This window comes from Dactylosporangium darangshiense (assembly GCF_039537565.1).
Taxonomy (GTDB): Bacteria; Actinomycetota; Actinomycetes; order Mycobacteriales; family Micromonosporaceae; genus Dactylosporangium; species Dactylosporangium darangshiense.
Map to the genome: position 1 here is coordinate 68013 of NZ_BAABAT010000008.1, position 14929 is coordinate 82941.

Below are 14929 nucleotides of genomic sequence, written 5' to 3' on the forward strand. Positions count from 1 at the left end.
TCAGGATGAGCTGAGGTCCTTCGCGAACCAGTGGTCGGCGTAGTGCTCGTCGTTGTACGGCGCCGTCTCGCGGTAGCCGGCCGAGCGGTACATCGCGATCGCCTCGGTGAGGCTGCGGTTGGTGTCGAGGCGGGCCTCGCGCCAGCCGCGTGCGGCGGCGTAGTCCTCCACCGCGCACAGCAGCCGGCGGCCGAGCCCGAGCCCCCGCACGTCTGATGACACCCACACCCGCACGATCTCCGCCACCCCGCCCGGGTGCAGCTTCACGGCGCCGCAGCCGACCGGCTCGTCGTTGAGCGTGGCCAGCAGCAGCACCCCGGCGGGCGGCATGAGCTCCTCGTCGCGCACCGGCACGCTGAGCGCCGGGTCGAACCCGCCGGGGAACCGGGCGGCGAGGTCGCGGGCGAAGGCGCGCACGCACGCGCGGGCCCGCGGGTCGCCCGGCGGGCACGGCTCGACGTGCACCATCGAGGCCAGCAGCAGCCGTTCGACCTCGGCCATCGCGGCCACGAGCCGGTCGCGCCGGTCCCGGGCGAGCGGCTCGAGGATGGAGCGGGCGAGGTCGTCGGAGCGCTGGTCGAGTTCGGCCCACTCGGCCCGGCCGGCGCCGGTCAGCGCGGCGACCCGCACCCGCGCGTCGCCGCCCTCGATGCCGGCGGGGCCGACGGTCACCAGGCCGTCCGCCTCGAGGGTGCGCAGGAGCCGGCTGAGGTACCCGGAGTCGAGCCCGAGCCGCGCCCGCAGCGCCGCGACCTCGGCGCCGTCCGGCCCGATCTCCCACAGCACCCGCGCCTGGCCGAGGGGCCGTCCGCGCGCCATGTACTGGTCGTCGAGCGCGCCGACGCGCTGGGTGACCGTCCGGTTGAACCGCCGCACGGCGGCGACGAGCGTGGAGTCCATATACCTGACTTTAGTCAGGCAATGATGCCGCGGTCTAGCCCGCCGCAGCGATGAGCCCGTCGACGGCGCCCTGGAACATGCGGTTCCAGCGCGGTCCGAGGACCGGCCGCGCAAGGCCGATCGAGGTGCCGTTGAAGAGCTCCACGTTGTACACCCGGGTGCCCCCGCCCGGCGCGGCCTCGAACCGCCACACGTGGCAGCTGCGCACGCCGTTCTTGTCGCCCGACCACGAGGCGCGCACGGCCGGCTCGAGCTCGTCGAACGTGGCCCGCTCGCGCTGCACGCCGACCGGGAAGCCCAGGTCGAGCTCCTGGTCGAACGAGCCGCCGGCGGTCAGCTCGCCGCCGCCGACCGGCGCGACCGAGCGGTGGATCGGCGACCAGGAGGGCCAGCGCGGCAGGTCCTGCCACACCGCCCAGAGCCGGTCGGGTGCCAGCCGCGTCTCGCCGTGGCCGGATACGACGAGGGTCTTCCAGTCCACCCTGGGCCGGCCGATCTTGCGCAGGCAGTACGCCACGATGTCGTCCATGCGATCCCTCTCCCTAACGGTGTTCGGCTGCTAACCTAACACAGTTAGGAGGTGTGGGCGCATGGGGTCTGCGACCCTTGATCGGCTCACCCCGCGGGCGCGCGAGATCGTCCGGACCGCCGCCGAGCTGCTCGAGCGCGAGGGCCCGGAGGCGCTGTCGATGCGGCGGCTCGGCGCAGCCCTGGGCATCCGGGCCTCGTCGCTCTACGAGCACGTGCGCGACAAGCAGGCCCTCGAGGCGGCGCTGATCTCGCTGGGCTTCGAGGAGCAGGCCGAGGTGCTCGCCGCGGCCGCCGACGGGGCCGCCGAGCCGATCGCGGCGCTCTTCACGGCGTACCGCGACTTCGCCCGCCGCCGCCCCAACCTCTACCGCCTGATGACCGAGCGCCCGCTCCCGCGCGAGCAGCTCGCGCCGGGCGTGGAGGCCGCGGCCGCAATGCCGCTGGTGCGCGCGACTGCCGGCGACCAGGAGCGGGCCCGGGCGATCTGGTCGTTCGCGCACGGCATGGTCATCCTCGAGCTCAACGGCCGCTTCCCGCCCGGCGCCGACCTCGACGCGACGTGGCGCAAGGGCCTCGCGGCGTTCACGGGCTGACGAACCGCCACGCGCCCGGCTCGACCCGCCACGAGCAGGCGGTGAACGGCCCGGTCAGCTCGCCGTCGGCGTTGACGTGGAAGGGTTCGCCGCTGATGCGGACTTCGCGGGCCCGCAGGTGTACCACATCCGCTCGTTCCGGATGCGCGCCGCGGCGCAGCGCCAGGGCATAGCCGGCCCGGGCGAGCGGCCCGACCGCGAACGACACCGTCAGGTCGGCCATCCCGTCGGCCGGGTCAGCGTCCGGCCCGAGCCGCCCGGTGCCGCCGGCGATCGTCGGCGCGTTGGACAGGCCGGCCATGAGCACCCGCCGCCGCCCGCGGGCCACGACCCGCCCGTCGGCGCTCACCCGCAGCCGCCACCCCTTCGCCGCGAACCCGGCCAGCACCGCCCCGATCGGGAACGCGGCGATGCGCAGCCGCCGCTTGAGCGGCAGCGCCCGCCGGGCCGCGTCGGCGCCGGCCCCGACGTGCACCGCGTTGACCACGACCCCGTTCCCGCCGGACACGATGAGGTCCATCGCCCGGGCCGCGCCGTCGCGGGCGATGCGGGCCGCCGCGCCCAGGTCATCGACCGGGATGCCCGTGCCACGGGCGAAGTCGTTGCCGGTCCCGAGCGGCACGACCGCCACCTCGCATGCGCTCGCCTCGCCCCGCCGCCAGAGTGCCGCGAGGACGTTGTGCAGCGACCCGTCGCCCCCGACGACCACGAGCCGTCGCCCGCCGCGCGCGTCGAGCGCTCCGTCGAGCTCGGCCGCGCTATGGCACGCGGCCACCTCGGCCTCGGCCCCGCCCGCACGCAGCACCCGGAGCACCGCATCGACGTTCTCCGCCTCGGTACGCCCCGCAAGCTCGTTGGTCAGCACCAGCACGCGCCAACCATAAGGCGAACGGGTTCAGCTCGCCGGTCGCCAGCCCAGCGCCGGCCCGAGCCGCTCCGCGATGTCGGTCAGGATCTGCACGTAGTCGTCGTGCTCGAACGTGAACGGCAGCGCGAACGCCACCTCGTCGATCTCCCGGAACGCCGCGTGCCCGTACAGCCGCTCGGCGATCTCCTCGGCCGTCCCGACGAGGTCGGGTGCGAACAGCAGCCGCCCCGGCCCCTGCGGCTCGGCCGTGCGCGGCAGCCGCTTGGCCGCGTATTCGGCGTACTTCTCCCGCTGCTTGGCCGATGCCGAGTCCGTCGGAATGACCACGAGCCCCTGCGACACCCGGGCACGCTCGCCGTCCGGATGCGCGGCACGGAACGCCCGCACGTGGCCCAGCTGGATCGCCGCGAAGTCCGGCGCCGCGTCGCCCTCGGCCTTCACGACGCTGCTGGTGAGCAGGTTCATGCGGTGCTCGCCGGCCCACTGCGCGGACCGGAGGCTCCCCCCGCCATACCACATCCGCTGTTGCAGCCCGGGCGAGTGCGGCTCGACGCGGTGCGAGAACACCTCGAACCCTTCGACCCCCGCGAAGTCGCTGGCCGGTTCCCCGCGCACGAAGCTCAGCAGCCGCTCGACCCGTGCGTAGCTGAAGTCCTCGGCATCGCCGGTGTCCGGATACAACGCCTCCCGGACGCGCTCGTACTGCATCGGCGGCCCGACACTGACTCCCGGATTGAGCCGCCCGCCCGACAGCAGGTCCACGGTCGCGAGGTCCTCGGCCAGCCGCAGCGGATTCTCCCACCCCAGCGGCATCACGGCCGTCCCCAGCTCGATCCGCGTGGTCCGCTGCGAGGCGGCCGCGAGCACGGTCAGCGGCGAGGAGATCCCGTACTGCAGATGCCGATGCCGCACCCAGGCACTGTCGAACCCGAGCCGCTCCCCGAGCCCGATCACGTCGAGCGTGGTGGCATGCCCGGCGGCGGGCTCGTCGGGATCGAACAACCCGATGGTCAGGAACCCAAGCTTCCGCAGCGGTACATCAGGTGCTGGCATCGATTCTCCATGTGCGCGTTCGAGTGTTTCATGTGGACGGTGAGGGGGCACTCTCTTGCGCAGTCCGGATCCCCCCACTCGGAGGCTGCCATGTCGGCACAGGCCGTGCTCTACATCCTCGCCGTGATCCTGCTCGTGCTCGCGGCCCTTCCCGTCCCGTTCCGCGCCGTCAACCTGGCCCTCCTCGGCGCCGCCTGCGCTCTGCTCGCCTTCGCCTGGCCGGTCGTCACCGCCTGACGGCCGTCGCGGCTCAGGGCCGGGGCCGGCCGGATGCGTCGTACTCGGTCCGGGCCGCGTCGACGGCCGGCAGGTGCGCGCCCGCCCAGTCCGACAGCGACGCGAACAGCGGCCCGAGGCTCTGCCCGACCTCGCTGATCTCGTACTCCACGCGGGGCGGGATCTCCGGCGTGTAGGTGCGCAGCACGAGCCCGTCGCGCTCGAGCTGGCGCAGCCGCTGGGTCAGGACCTTCGCGGTGATGGTGCCGATGCGCCGCTCGAGCTCGCTGAAGCGCATCCGGCCGTGCTGGTGCAGGGTCCACAGGATCGGTGTGGTCCACCGGCTGAACACGATGTCGACGACCGGCGCGATGGGGCACGCCAGCTCCGGGATGGTGTCCTCGCGCATAGCCACTTTCCTCTAGGTACCTACTGTCTCCTCGATGTTAGCTTTCCTCTCGATAGCGAACAACCCCACTGAGGAGCGGTCATGATCGTGGTGAGCGGCGCGACGGGCAACGTCGGACGGACGCTGGTGTCGGCGCTGGCGGACGCGGGCGCGGAGGTTACGGGGTTCTCCCGAAGTGCGCCGGATGTGGTACCGCATGAGGCGCGTCACGTGCGCGCGGACCTGGCCGACCCGGCGAGCCTGGCGCCGGTCCTGGCCGGGGCCGAGGCCTTTTATCTGCTCGTGTCGGGTGCGGGCGCGCACCTGGACGGCCGGGCGATCATTGCCGCGGCGCGGGACGCGGGGGTGCGCCGGATCGTGCTGCAGTCCTCGCAGGCCGCCGGCACCCGCCCGGACGCGTTCTCGCACGCCCCATTGCGGGCGCTCGAGGACCTGGTGCGGGAGTCGGGCCTGGCGTGGACGGTGCTGCGCCCGGGCGGCTTCGCCACCAACGCCTACGCCTGGGCGGAGTCCATCCGCACGGCCGGGGTGGCCTACGCGCCGTACGCCGGCGTCGCCCTGCCCATCGTCGACCCGGACGACATCGCGGCGGTCGCGGCGGCGGCGCTGCTGGACGAGCGGCACGCCGGCCGGACGTACACGCTGACCGGGCCCGAGGCGAGCACCCCGCCGGAGCGGGCGGCGGCCATCGCCGAGGCGATCGGCCGGCCGGTGCGGTTCGTGGAGCAGACGCCGCAGGAGGCCCGCGCGCAGATGCTCGCCTTCATGCCGGAGCCGGTCGCCGACGGCACCCTGGAGATCCTCGGCCGCCCGCTGCCGCAGGAGTCGGCGGTCAGCCCCGACGTCGAGGCCGTGCTCGGCCGCAAGCCGGGCTCGTTCGCCGAGTGGGCCCGCCGGCACGCCTTCGCCTTCGGGGGCTGAGGCGGCCGGCGGGCCCGGCGCTCACGACCAGCGGGGCGGGCTCGGCGGGCTCTCGTGCCAGCGCCGGTCCAGGGCCGTCACCACGTACGTGTAGTGGCGGCCCGGCTCGGCGGTCGCGTCCGTCCACTCGGTACCGCGGACGGTGGCCACGAGGTGGGACGCGTCCGCGAGGGCGCACGCGCCGGGCGCGGTCACCCCGTCCAGCCGGTACACGCCGTAGGACGCGACCTCGCCGAACGGCCCGGCGCCGCTCGCCGTCGGCCGCCAGCGCAGGCTCGTGCCCGCGCCGGTGTGCCGGACGGCGGTGATGACCGGGAACATCAGCGGCTCGGCCGGCCCCCACGCCGGCGGGAAGGCCGGCCGGCTGCGGTGCTCGGCGGCGAGGATCGTCTCGGAGCCCAGCCGGTCGGCGCGCACCTGGACGGCGCTGAAGTGCACGTCGCCCTGCACCTGCGGGTACTGCCGGTTGAACGTCAGGTGCTTCGACAGCTCGTCCGGGTCGAACCAGGCCGCGGGCTGCCCGGCCGCGGCGACCTTGTAGTCGGCCTGGCCGATGTAGAGCTGCACGTCGGTGCCCGCGACGACGTCGGCCCACCACGGCACGAGCTTCGCGTAGTCCGCGACGGCGAAGCCGATGTTCCAGTACACCTGCGGCACGATGTAGTCGATCCAGCCCTCCTTCACCCACTTGCGCGTGTCGGCGAAGTTGGCGTCGTAGGACTGCGTGCCGTTGGTGTCGGAGCCGAGCGGGTCGGCGGCCTTGTTGCGCCAGATGCCGAACGGGCTCACCCCGAAGCGCACCCACGGCTTGGCGGCGTGGATGCGCTGATCCATCTCCCGGACCAGCTGGTCGATGTTGTCGCGCCGCCAGTCGCCCTTGGTGGCGAAGCCGGCGCCGTACTGCGCGAAGGTGGCGTCGTCGCCGAAGTCCTGCCCGGCGGCCGGGTACGGGTAGAAGTAGTCGTCGAAGTGGACGCCGTCGATGTCGTACCGCGTGACGGCGTCCATGATGGCGGTCTCGACGAACGCGCGGGCCTCGGGGATGCCGGGGTTGAAGTAGAGCCGGCCGGCCGCGTTGTTCACCGGGTAGGGCACGGCCCAGTCGGGGTGCACCCGCAGCGGGCTGTTCGCGGGCAGCTTGGCGAGGTCGGTTCCCGCCCCGCCGGGCGCGGGCATGCTGGCCCGGTACGGGTTGAACCACGCGTGGAACTCGAGGTTCTCCTCGTGTGCGCGCCGCACCAGGTACTCCAGCGGATCCCATCCCGGGTCCTGCCCCGCGACCCCGGTCAGGTACTGCGACCACGGCTCGTACGGCGAGGGCCAGAACGCGTCGGCGTGCGGGCGCACCTGCACGACGACGGCGTTGAAGTTGAGCGACTTGGCCAGCGCGAGCCAGCCGTCGTACTCGGCCTTGAGCTCGTCCGGGCTCTTGCCCGGCGCGCTGGGCCAGTCGATGTTGACGACGCTGGCGATCCACATCGCCCGCATCTGGTGCTTCGGCGTGGCCTGGTCCACCGCGCACGCCGGCGCCGCGGCGGCGGCGGACGGGCCGGTGAGGGGTACGGCGGTGAGCATGGCCAGGGCGGCGGCTGTGGCGAGCAGCCGGCGAGCGCGTACGGACATGGGCGCCACCTTCATCCGCGAAGTTCGATGACGAAATATTCCGCCCATTGAACCGTGAAGGTTGGCAAGTTTCAACAATCCACAATGCCTGGCATTTACCGCCTGTCGGGGTATAAATCCGACAAGTCGTGGCGCGCCAGCGCCCGACCTGTCGCAAAAGTCCACGTCAGCCGAGCAGCGCGTCCAGCTGCGAGGACCACGCCTCGGTGTGGATGGCGCGGCCCGTGAACCGCTCGCGCAGCACGCGCAAGGCGGGCAGGCGCTGCGCCGCCTTGCGGTACTGCGAACCCGCCGAGGACGCGTCCGCGGAGATGCCCTCGACACGGAACGACAGCAGGTCCAGGGCCCGGTTGAGCTGGGCGGCCTGGTCGGCGTCGCGGCAGGTGAACACGTACGTGGCGTGGTCGGGGGCGTTCAGCACCTCGTAGACCAGGTGACCGGACGGGGTCAGCACCAGCAGGAAGGCGAGCACGGCGGGCTCGAGCGCGTCGTAGTCGGTGTAGGCAGGTGTGACGCGCTCGTGCGGGAAGACCTGGCGCGGCAGGTGCGGGCCGCCGCCGTTCGGGGTCTGCAGGCCGGCGCCGAAGCCCAGCATGCCGTAGGCGAGGGTGGGGCCGTAGGCGTCGAACGGGCCGTCGAAGGACATCGCGGCGGCGGCGAACATGCCCGGCGCGCCGGAGGCGAAGTGGCCCGCGCGGCCGTCGTGGTCGAGGACCGGCGGGCGGGCCGAGTCGCGCCACGGGGAGGCGCCGGAGCCCTCCCGCTGTACCGAAACGGTCTGCTTGAAGCCGAGCCACGCCGTGCCGGACGTGAGGAGCTGCCGTGCGCCCGCGGCGCGGTCGGGCGCGCACGCGGCGTCGAGCAGCGCGGTGAACACGGTCGGCTCGACCGCCTCCAGGTCCGTGCGGGCGGCGGCCAGGCCGTCGCGCAGCAGGGCCGCGACCGAGCGCAGCGCGACCGGGCCGAGGCCCGGCAGGAGGGCGGCGAGGAAGTGCGCCGTGCGACCGGCCGCGGCGCCGGTGCGGGTCCGCAGCAGTTCCAGGAATTCGCCGGTACGCCGGGCCAGGCGCCCCACCGTCACCGGCGGGCGGCCGGGGACGTCCAGGAAGACGGTGTACCCGGTCGGGTCGGTCGTGACGCCACGGATGAACGCGTACGGGAACTTCTCGGCGAGGCCCCCGGTCGGCACGACGACGAGGGCGTCGTCGTAGAGGCGCAGCTCGGCCGGAGCGCCGTCGGCCGCGCCCGGAAACGTCTCGGGGGTGCCGACGCCGTCGAGCAGCAGGACGCGCTCGGTGTCGGCGACCCGCGCGTCGGCGAGCTCGGCGAGCAGCTGGGTGCGCATGTGGCCGAGGCGGGTGAGCTCGAGGCGGGCGCCGTCGGACAGGGCGAGGCGCACCGTGTACGGCTCCGGCTCGCTGATCTCGACGACGTCGGCCGGCGCGACCCGCAGGACCGCGCCGTTGTGCGGCGTCACGAGCAGCGCGCCGCCGGCCAGCTCGGCGGTGCCGTCGCCCTCGTCGAGCAGGGCACCGCCGTCGGCGATCAGCCGGAAGCGCACGTCAGGCCGTCGACTGGCCGCACTCGGCGCAGAACATCGCCCCGGGCGTGGTCGGTGTGCCGCAGTTGCCGCAGAACTTCTTCTGCTGCGCCGGCGCGGCGGCCAGCGGCGTGCCGCAGTGCTGGCAGAACTTGCCGCCGCCGGTCTCGTTCATGCACGACGGGCACCGGCCAACGGCCTGGTCGCGATAGTTGACGTCGCGCGTCCAGTCGACCTGCTGGATCTTGTCGTGCAGCTGGTTGACCTGGGCCGCCGCCTGCATGCCGGCGATCTCCTGGTCCAGGCGCGGCGCGCAGCTCGTGCACAGGCCGCGCTCGTTGTTCCAGCAGACCTGCTGGCAGACCCACTGACCACAGCGGTGGCACTGGGTGAAGTACACCTGCATCTCGTCGGCGGCCTTGGCGAGGGCCTTGTCGCGGGTCGAGCCGCGCACGCCGTCGCGCATCCACTCGGCGTCCCAGCCGACCTGCGCGGCCTTGGAGCCGATCTCGCCGCCGAGCAGGTCGCCGCCCATGCGCAGCAGGCGCCCGCCGAAGCCGGTGACCGAGTGCTGGAACGACGAGGAGTACCCGTTCCCGCACCGCATGCAGTTGAACTCGAACTGATACCCCTCGCGCGTGGAGTGGTCCGAGTAGTTGTTGGTGAACGGCACCATGCCAGCCATCGGCAGCCAACCCCAATCGAGAACAACCGGCCTTCCATCATTTTTGTACCTGTTGCCCGGCGTAGACATGATCGGCAAGTCGGCCATACGACATCCCCTGATCGGCCGCCTGACCAGGGCAAAACCATCACGTGCCACTGCATGGTTGGGAAGCGTTGCCACGATATCCTGCGCGCCGATATATTGGGTCGTATGGGAGCAACGGCGCTGACCGAGCCGGCGTTCTTCGTGCTCACCGCGCTCGCCGGCGGGCCGCGGCACGGATACGCCATCGTCGGCGAGGTCGCCGCGCTGTCCAAGGACCGTGTGAAGCTCAAGGTCGGCACCCTCTACGGGGTCCTCGACCGGCTCGTCGGCGACGGGCTGGCCGAGCCGGACCGCGACGAGGTCCACGAGGGCCGGCTGCGCCGCTACTACCGGCTCACCGATGCCGGCCACCACACGCTCGCCGAGGAGGCCGCCCGCCAGGCGTCCAACGCCCGCATCGCCAACGCCCGGCTGCGCGCGTGGCGGGCCCGCACGCACGGCGGTCCGGCATGAGCACCCGCAACCGTCTCGAGGAGCGCTACCGGCGGGTGCTGCGCCTGCTCCCGGCCGCATACCGGCGGGTCTGGGAGGAGGACATGGTCGCCGTGTTCCTCGCGACCATGCGCACCGACGACCCCGAGTACCAGGCCGACTACGGCCGCCCGCCCTGGCCGGAGGTCGCCAGCGTCGCGTGGCTCGCGGTCCGGCTGCGCATCGGCACGGCGGGCGCCCCGCCGCCGCGGTACGTTGCGTGGGGCGCCGCCCTGCGCCTGGCCGCCCTGTGCGTGCTCTTCTCCCATGCCGCGCTCGCCCTGGACCAGGCCGGTTTCCAGGCCTGGCTGAGCGGCCGGCTGCCGCTGCTGCCCGCGCCACCGGCCGAGTGGTCGCAGGGCCTGGCGACCGGTCCGTGGACCGTGGCGCTCAACGCGGCCGGGATCCTCTGGCTGCCCGCGTTCGCCACGCTCGTGGCCGGGCACTGGCGGGCGGCCCGCGTCCTCGCCGCGGTCGCCCTCGTCGTGCCGGCGATGAGCGCGGTGGCCTCGACCGGGATCGCGATCGCCGGCGGCCCCCAGCCGTTCCTCGCCATGCTCTGGGCCGGCGTCGCCCTCGACGTGCTGCTCGTGGTGGCGCTCGCGGCGTTCGAGGCCGACCCCGCGCCCCGGCGCCGGTCCTGGCTGCTCGCCCTGCCTGTCGCCGCCGCGGCGGCCGGGGCGGGCATGTTCGTCGCGCCCGTCGCCGATGCGGCGGTGCTGTTCGACTGGCCCGGCCTGTCCTGCGCGGCGGTGGTCGCCGGCGCCGCCGTGCACGCCCTGCGCGGACCGGGCCGCGACCCGGACTGGACGCACGCCCTCGCGGTGCTCGCCGGCACCGCGCTCGCGCTGCGCCTGGTCACGCTCGTCGATTACGCCACCCGGCCCGGCTGGGCCACCGGCGACACCGTCCTGCTGGGACTGGCCGAGTGCGCAGCGGTGTTCGCCGTGCTCCTTCCGTTGCGCCGCAGCACCCGCCGCCGCCTGCACGCCCTGTCCTGACCGCCGCACCCCACAGGGAGCCGCCTTGTCCAGCACGTCTGTCGCGCCGCCGGTGCTTCGCTCCGGACGGGTCGCGAGCTACGGGACCAACCTCGGCACCGCGCTGTTCGGCGCGTGGCTCACCGCCGGCGTCGCCCTCGACGCGTGGGCGCACAACACCCGCTCCGACCTCGAGTCGTTCTGGACGCCGTGGCACGCGGTGCTGTACTCGGGCTTCGTCGCCGTCGCCGCCTGGGTGCTGTGGCACGCCCGCGGCGCCTGGCGCACCCGGCCCCTCGACCTGCCGGCGATCCCGGCCGGATACACGCCGGCCGTCGCCGGGGTCGTGCTGTTCGCGCTGTGCGGCATGGGCGACGCGACCTGGCACACCATCTTCGGCATCGAGCAGAACATCAACATCCTGTTCAGCCCAACGCACCTCGGGCTCGGCGCGGCGATGGTGCTCATCCTCACCGCGCCGGTGCGCTCCGCCGCCGCCGACCCGGCCGTGCCCGCCGACCCGGGGCTGCGCCGGCTGCTGCCGGCGGTGCTGTCCGGCGCGTTCGCCACGATCGTGGTGCTGCTCCTGCTGCAGTACGCCAACGCCATGACCATGAGCAGCACCGACGTCGTGCTCGGCGTCTCCGAGGCCGGCGGGGGCGGGTTCGCCTCCCGCCTGGCGACGACCGTCGTCGTGACGGGGCTGCTGCTGACCGTGCCGCTGGTCGCGATCGCCCGGCGCTGGGCGCCGCCCTTCGGTACCGTCACCATCATCTACACCGCCGTCGCGGCGTTCTGCGCGGCGATCACCGGCCTCGAGGACCCCGCCATGGTGCTGTGGCTGCCGCCGGCGGGCCTGGTCCTCGACGCGCTCGCCCGGTGGGTGCTGCGCCCGGCGCCCGACCGCCCGGCCCGCGTGCTGGCCTTCGCGGGCGTCGCGCCGCTGGTGACCTGGGCGGCGTACCTGGCCGCCGCCTTCGCCGCCGCGCCCGACTTCATGCTCGCCCCGGCGATCGGCGGCGGCCGGCCGGAGCCGGTGGTCGAGGTGTACACCGGACTGCCGGTCGTCCAGGCGCTGCTCGGCATCCTCGTGGCTGCCGTCCTCGCCCCGCCGAAGCCCCGCCCCGCCGCTGAGGCCCTGCCCTAGGCGACGCGGCGCAGGCCGCGGTGGATGGCGTACGCACCGGCGAGGGTGATGGCCGCGTCGGTGAGCACCGCGGCGTGGATACCGCCGAGGACCGTCGGGCCCGCCGCGGCCACCGCGCTCATGAGCGGGATGCCGACCGTGAGCGCCACCTGCTGCGTCAGCGTCCTCAGGCCTGTGGCCAGGCCCTGCTCGGCGTCGGGCAGGCCGGAGGTGGCCGTCACCGTGTACGCCACGATGGCGGCCACGTGGCCGAAGAAGCCGACGGCCAGGGCCAGCAGCAGCGGCGCGTACATGGCGCGGGAGTCGCCGAGCAGCGCCAGGGTCGCGAACGCCAGCGCCTGCACGGACAGGCCGCCGACCAGCGTGACCCGTCGGCCGAACCGGCCGATGAGCCGCCCGCCGAGGACGCCGGCGAAGACCGCCGCCACGCCGGGGACGCCGAACGCGAGGCCGGTCGCCAGCGGCGTGTAGCCGAGCACGTCCTGCAGGTAGATGGTGCCGAGGAACACCACGGCCGAGCCCATCGCGAACACCAGCAGCCCGCCGAGGTTGCCCCAGCGCACCGTCGGGCGGCGCAGGATCGCCACCGGGGCGAGCGGGGCGGCGGCCCGCCGCTCGATGCGCCAGAACGCGGCCAGCAGCACCGCGGCGCCGGCGAGCGCGCCGAGCACGATCGGGCTCGCCCAGCCCAGGCGGGCGCCCTGGCTCAGGCCGTACACCAGGAGCAGCAGGCCGGCCGTGACCGTCACGGCGCCGGGAATGTCCAGGCGCGGGCGCTGGGCCGAGCGCCCCGGCCCGACCACGAACGGCGTGGCGACGAGGATCAGCAGGGCCACCGGCACGTTGAGCAGGAACGCGTAGCGCCAGCTCAGCGCGTCGGCGAGCACGCCGCCGAGCAGCGCGCCGGCGGTGAACCCGCCCGAGAGCAGGGCGCCGTTGAGGCCCAGGGCGCGCTCGCGCAGCGGTCCCTCCGGGAACTCGGTCGTGAGCAGGCTCAGCGCCGCCGGGGTGGCCAGCGCCGCGGCGAAGCCCTGCAGCACCCGCGCGGTCAGCAGCTGGGCCTGCGACTGCGCCAGCCCGCCGAGCAGCGATGCGAGTACCAGCAGCGCCAGGCCGGTCAGGAACAGCCGCCGGCGCCCGAACAGGTCGGCGACCCGCCCGGACAGCAGCGTGAAGCCCGCCGCCGGCAGCGCGAACGCGGTCGCCACCCACTGCAGGTCGGCCAGCGCGAAGTGCAGGCCGGCGCCGATCGCCGGCAGCGCGACGTTGAGGATCGAGAAGTCGACGGCGAGCATGAACTGGGCGCCCAGCAACAGCAGCAGCGTCACCCGCTGCCGGCCGGACAGCCGCGCGGAGGCGGCCTCGAGGAGTGCGGTCATGGCCGAAGCCTGCGGGCGGCGGCGATCTTCGAGGAAGCCCTTCGCCGTTGGTACCACTGGCAGTGGCAGGCTGTGTGCTCCCGCGCCTGGCAGACTCGGACCGGTGGAGGGTTTGGGGGAGTTCCTGCAGTCGCGCCGCGCCGGGCTACGGCCCGAGGACGTCGGCCTGGCGTCCTACGGCGAGCGGCGCCGGGTCGCCGGGCTGCGCCGCGAGGAGCTGGCGCAGCTGGCCGGCGTCAGCGTGTCGTACTACATCCGCCTCGAGCAGGGCCAGAGCCAGAACGCCTCCGACGAGGTCCTCGCCGCCCTCGCCCGGGCGCTGCGCCTCACCGAGCTCGAGCGCCGGCACCTGTTCACCCTGGCCCGGCCCGCCGCGCCGGCCGCGGCCCGCGCGCCCGAGGTGGAGCGGGCGCGGCCCGGCGTGCGACAGCTCATCGACGCGATGAGCGACGTGCCGGCGGTGCTCCTCGGCCGCTTCGGCGACGTGCTGGCCTGGAACCGGCTCGGGCACGCGTTCCTGGCCGGCCACGTGGACCCGTCCCTGGCCGGCCGGCCCGGCGAGCGGCCGAACAAGGTGCGGATGCTGTTCCTGGACGCCCACATGCGGGAGCTGTACGCCGACTGGCCCGGCAAGACCCGCGAGTCCGTCGCCTACCTGCGCATGCTCGCCGCCCGGCACGCCGACGACCCGGCGCTCGCCGCCCTCGTCGGCGACCTGTGCGTGCGCAGCCCGCGCTTCGCGCAGCTGTGGGCCGACCACGCGATCGACGAGTGCATGGCGCACGTGCGCGAGTACCGCCACCCCGTCGTCGGGCGTATGACCCTGGTCCAGGAGGTGATGCGCCCCGACGCCTCCGACCAGCTGTTCCTGACCTGGACCGCCGAGCCGGGCTCGCCGTCGCACGCCGCGCTGCAGCTGCTGGCCGCCGCCGTCCGGGACGGATCGCCGTTGCCGCGCTTCAGCGACTCCGCGCCAGCTCGTTCGTGAGCACGCGGCCTTTCGCGGCCCGGCCCGGCTGCGCCGCTGCCGCGCTTCAGCGGCTCCGCGCCAGCTCGTTCGTGAGCACGCGCCGCAGCGCGGCGACCACCTCGCCGTCGTCGAAGCGCGCCGCCGCGGCCGTCTCCGCGCGGCCCAGCGCCGCGCCCAGGGCGGCCGGCGGCGCCGCGCGCACCACGGCGATCAGCCACGCCTCCAGCAGCGTCGGGTCGTCCGGCAGCTCGAGGTCGGCCGGTTGCACCGCCGGTGCCGGCTCGTCCCCGTCCGGCAGCGGCACCCGCCGGGACGCGTACGCCGCCGGCGGCACGCCCACGCGGTAGGGGTGCACGCACGTCGGGGTGCCGGTCGCGGCGTGCACACGGTAGCCGCGCCCCGAGTCGTAGGGGTGCTGCGGCCCGGGCCGCTCCGCGACGTCGAACGCGCCGAGCGCGAGGGCCTGCGCCGGGCACGCGACGCACGTCGCGTCCCGGATCTCCTCGGCGCTCGGCAGGCCCATCGCCCGTACGGTACCCGGCGCGGGTACGGTGTG

At 74.4% G+C, this 14929-nt stretch carries 17 protein-coding genes; 7 read left to right on the forward strand and 10 right to left on the reverse strand.

Annotation, left to right across the window (positions count from 1 at the left end; genetic code table 11):
- Both ABD901_RS17285 and ABD901_RS17290 read right to left on the reverse strand, forming a co-directional pair.
- Positions 1-900 (reverse strand): GNAT family N-acetyltransferase, encoded by a 900-nt coding sequence (locus ABD901_RS17285; protein ID WP_345127913.1) that lies wholly within the window; start codon positions 898-900, stop codon positions 1-3.
- Positions 901-934: 34 nt separating this feature from the next.
- Positions 935-1429 carry an SRPBCC family protein gene (locus ABD901_RS17290; RefSeq protein WP_345127914.1) on the reverse strand — a complete coding sequence of 165 codons (495 nt, stop codon included), beginning with the start codon at positions 1427-1429 and terminating at the stop codon, positions 935-937.
- A 61-nt stretch (positions 1430-1490) separates the two neighbouring features.
- Between ABD901_RS17290 and ABD901_RS17295 the strand changes: the two genes are divergently transcribed.
- Positions 1491-2024, forward strand: coding sequence for a TetR/AcrR family transcriptional regulator (locus ABD901_RS17295; protein ID WP_345127915.1), 534 nt, complete (start codon positions 1491-1493; stop codon positions 2022-2024).
- On the opposite strand, the gene ABD901_RS17300 is transcribed toward ABD901_RS17295, so the two are convergent.
- Both ABD901_RS17300 and ABD901_RS17305 read right to left on the reverse strand, forming a co-directional pair.
- Complete coding sequence (locus ABD901_RS17300) at positions 2014-2895, reverse strand: diacylglycerol/lipid kinase family protein (protein ID WP_345127916.1); 882 nt, start codon at positions 2893-2895, stop codon at positions 2014-2016. The genes ABD901_RS17295 and ABD901_RS17300 overlap by 11 nt on opposite strands.
- Positions 2896-2919: 24 nt before the next feature.
- A complete protein-coding gene (locus tag ABD901_RS17305) occupies positions 2920-3945 on the reverse strand; it encodes an LLM class flavin-dependent oxidoreductase (RefSeq protein ID WP_345127917.1) in 1026 nt (341 codons plus the stop codon).
- Between the two features lie 90 nt (positions 3946-4035).
- Between ABD901_RS17305 and ABD901_RS17310 the strand changes: the two genes are divergently transcribed.
- Complete coding sequence (locus ABD901_RS17310) at positions 4036-4182, forward strand: hypothetical protein (RefSeq protein ID WP_345127918.1); 147 nt, start codon at positions 4036-4038, stop codon at positions 4180-4182.
- Between the two features lie 13 nt (positions 4183-4195).
- Here the strand turns inward: ABD901_RS17310 and ABD901_RS17315 are convergent, their stop codons facing one another.
- A complete protein-coding gene (locus tag ABD901_RS17315; RefSeq protein ID WP_345127919.1) occupies positions 4196-4570 on the reverse strand; it encodes a winged helix-turn-helix transcriptional regulator in 375 nt (124 codons plus the stop codon).
- Positions 4571-4651: 81 nt separating this feature from the next.
- On the opposite strand from ABD901_RS17315, the gene ABD901_RS17320 reads away from it, so the two are divergent.
- Positions 4652-5491 carry an SDR family oxidoreductase gene (locus ABD901_RS17320; protein WP_345127920.1) on the forward strand — a complete coding sequence of 280 codons (840 nt, stop codon included), beginning with the start codon at positions 4652-4654 and terminating at the stop codon, positions 5489-5491.
- A gap of 21 nt (positions 5492-5512) precedes the next feature.
- Here the strand turns inward: ABD901_RS17320 and ABD901_RS17325 are convergent, their stop codons facing one another.
- The 3 genes from ABD901_RS17325 to ABD901_RS17335 all read right to left on the reverse strand — a co-directional run bounded on the left by ABD901_RS17325 (position 5513) and on the right by ABD901_RS17335 (position 9339).
- The gene (locus tag ABD901_RS17325; RefSeq protein WP_345127921.1) at positions 5513-7114 is read right to left on the reverse strand and encodes a glycoside hydrolase family 10-like protein; all 1602 of its coding nucleotides are present in this window, start codon (positions 7112-7114) and stop codon (positions 5513-5515) included.
- Between the two features lie 166 nt (positions 7115-7280).
- The gene (locus tag ABD901_RS17330) at positions 7281-8675 is read right to left on the reverse strand and encodes a hypothetical protein (RefSeq protein ID WP_345127922.1); all 1395 of its coding nucleotides are present in this window, start codon (positions 8673-8675) and stop codon (positions 7281-7283) included.
- Position 8676: 1 nt separating this feature from the next.
- On the reverse strand, positions 8677-9339 hold the full coding sequence (locus ABD901_RS17335; protein WP_345127923.1) for a zinc ribbon domain-containing protein: 663 nt from the start codon (positions 9337-9339) through the stop codon (positions 8677-8679).
- 192 nt (positions 9340-9531) lie between these two features.
- Here ABD901_RS17335 and ABD901_RS17340 point away from each other — a divergent pair, with 192 nt between their 5' ends.
- From ABD901_RS17340 to ABD901_RS17350, 3 genes are read left to right on the forward strand one after another with little or no spacing between them, the layout of a single operon-like run.
- A complete protein-coding gene (locus tag ABD901_RS17340; RefSeq protein WP_345127924.1) occupies positions 9532-9879 on the forward strand; it encodes a PadR family transcriptional regulator in 348 nt (115 codons plus the stop codon).
- A complete protein-coding gene (locus tag ABD901_RS17345) occupies positions 9876-10898 on the forward strand; it encodes a hypothetical protein (RefSeq protein WP_345127925.1) in 1023 nt (340 codons plus the stop codon). The genes ABD901_RS17340 and ABD901_RS17345 overlap by 4 nt, the downstream gene beginning before the upstream one ends.
- A gap of 25 nt (positions 10899-10923) precedes the next feature.
- Positions 10924-12024 (forward strand): hypothetical protein, encoded by a 1101-nt coding sequence (locus ABD901_RS17350; protein WP_345127926.1) that lies wholly within the window; start codon positions 10924-10926, stop codon positions 12022-12024.
- Here the strand turns inward: ABD901_RS17350 and ABD901_RS17355 are convergent.
- Positions 12021-13403: an MFS transporter gene (locus ABD901_RS17355; RefSeq protein ID WP_345127927.1), complete on the reverse strand. Its 1383-nt coding sequence runs from the start codon at positions 13401-13403 to the stop codon at positions 12021-12023. The genes ABD901_RS17350 and ABD901_RS17355 overlap by 4 nt on opposite strands.
- A 103-nt stretch (positions 13404-13506) precedes the next feature.
- On the opposite strand from ABD901_RS17355, the gene ABD901_RS17360 reads away from it, so the two are divergent.
- Positions 13507-14391 carry a helix-turn-helix domain-containing protein gene (locus ABD901_RS17360; protein ID WP_345127928.1) on the forward strand — a complete coding sequence of 295 codons (885 nt, stop codon included), beginning with the start codon at positions 13507-13509 and terminating at the stop codon, positions 14389-14391.
- A 46-nt stretch (positions 14392-14437) separates the two neighbouring features.
- Here ABD901_RS17360 and ABD901_RS17365 read toward each other — a convergent pair whose 3' ends face one another.
- The gene (locus ABD901_RS17365) at positions 14438-14896 is read right to left on the reverse strand and encodes a hypothetical protein (RefSeq protein ID WP_345127930.1); all 459 of its coding nucleotides are present in this window, start codon (positions 14894-14896) and stop codon (positions 14438-14440) included.
- Positions 14897-14929: the final 33 nt, after the last annotated feature.

What these genes read in the sequence shown, in the direction of transcription:
- ABD901_RS17335 (WP_345127923.1), bottom strand. Translation starts at nt 9,339, where the DNA reads ATGGCTGGCATGGTGCCGTTCACCAACAACTACTCGGACCACTCCACG.
- ABD901_RS17285 (WP_345127913.1), bottom strand. Translation starts at nt 900, where the DNA reads ATGGACTCCACGCTCGTCGCCGCCGTGCGGCGGTTCAACCGGACGGTC.
- ABD901_RS17295 (WP_345127915.1), top strand. Translation starts at nt 1,491, where the DNA reads ATGGGGTCTGCGACCCTTGATCGGCTCACCCCGCGGGCGCGCGAGATC.
- ABD901_RS17345 (WP_345127925.1), top strand. Translation starts at nt 9,876, where the DNA reads ATGAGCACCCGCAACCGTCTCGAGGAGCGCTACCGGCGGGTGCTGCGC.
- ABD901_RS17315 (WP_345127919.1), bottom strand. Translation starts at nt 4,570, where the DNA reads ATGCGCGAGGACACCATCCCGGAGCTGGCGTGCCCCATCGCGCCGGTC.
- ABD901_RS17355 (WP_345127927.1), bottom strand. Translation starts at nt 13,403, where the DNA reads ATGACCGCACTCCTCGAGGCCGCCTCCGCGCGGCTGTCCGGCCGGCAG.
- ABD901_RS17290 (WP_345127914.1), bottom strand. Translation starts at nt 1,429, where the DNA reads ATGGACGACATCGTGGCGTACTGCCTGCGCAAGATCGGCCGGCCCAGG.
- ABD901_RS17340 (WP_345127924.1), top strand. Translation starts at nt 9,532, where the DNA reads ATGGGAGCAACGGCGCTGACCGAGCCGGCGTTCTTCGTGCTCACCGCG.
- ABD901_RS17305 (WP_345127917.1), bottom strand. Translation starts at nt 3,945, where the DNA reads ATGCCAGCACCTGATGTACCGCTGCGGAAGCTTGGGTTCCTGACCATC.
- ABD901_RS17365 (WP_345127930.1), bottom strand. Translation starts at nt 14,896, where the DNA reads ATGGGCCTGCCGAGCGCCGAGGAGATCCGGGACGCGACGTGCGTCGCG.
- ABD901_RS17310 (WP_345127918.1), top strand. Translation starts at nt 4,036, where the DNA reads ATGTCGGCACAGGCCGTGCTCTACATCCTCGCCGTGATCCTGCTCGTG.
- ABD901_RS17325 (WP_345127921.1), bottom strand. Translation starts at nt 7,114, where the DNA reads ATGTCCGTACGCGCTCGCCGGCTGCTCGCCACAGCCGCCGCCCTGGCC.
- ABD901_RS17320 (WP_345127920.1), top strand. Translation starts at nt 4,652, where the DNA reads ATGATCGTGGTGAGCGGCGCGACGGGCAACGTCGGACGGACGCTGGTG.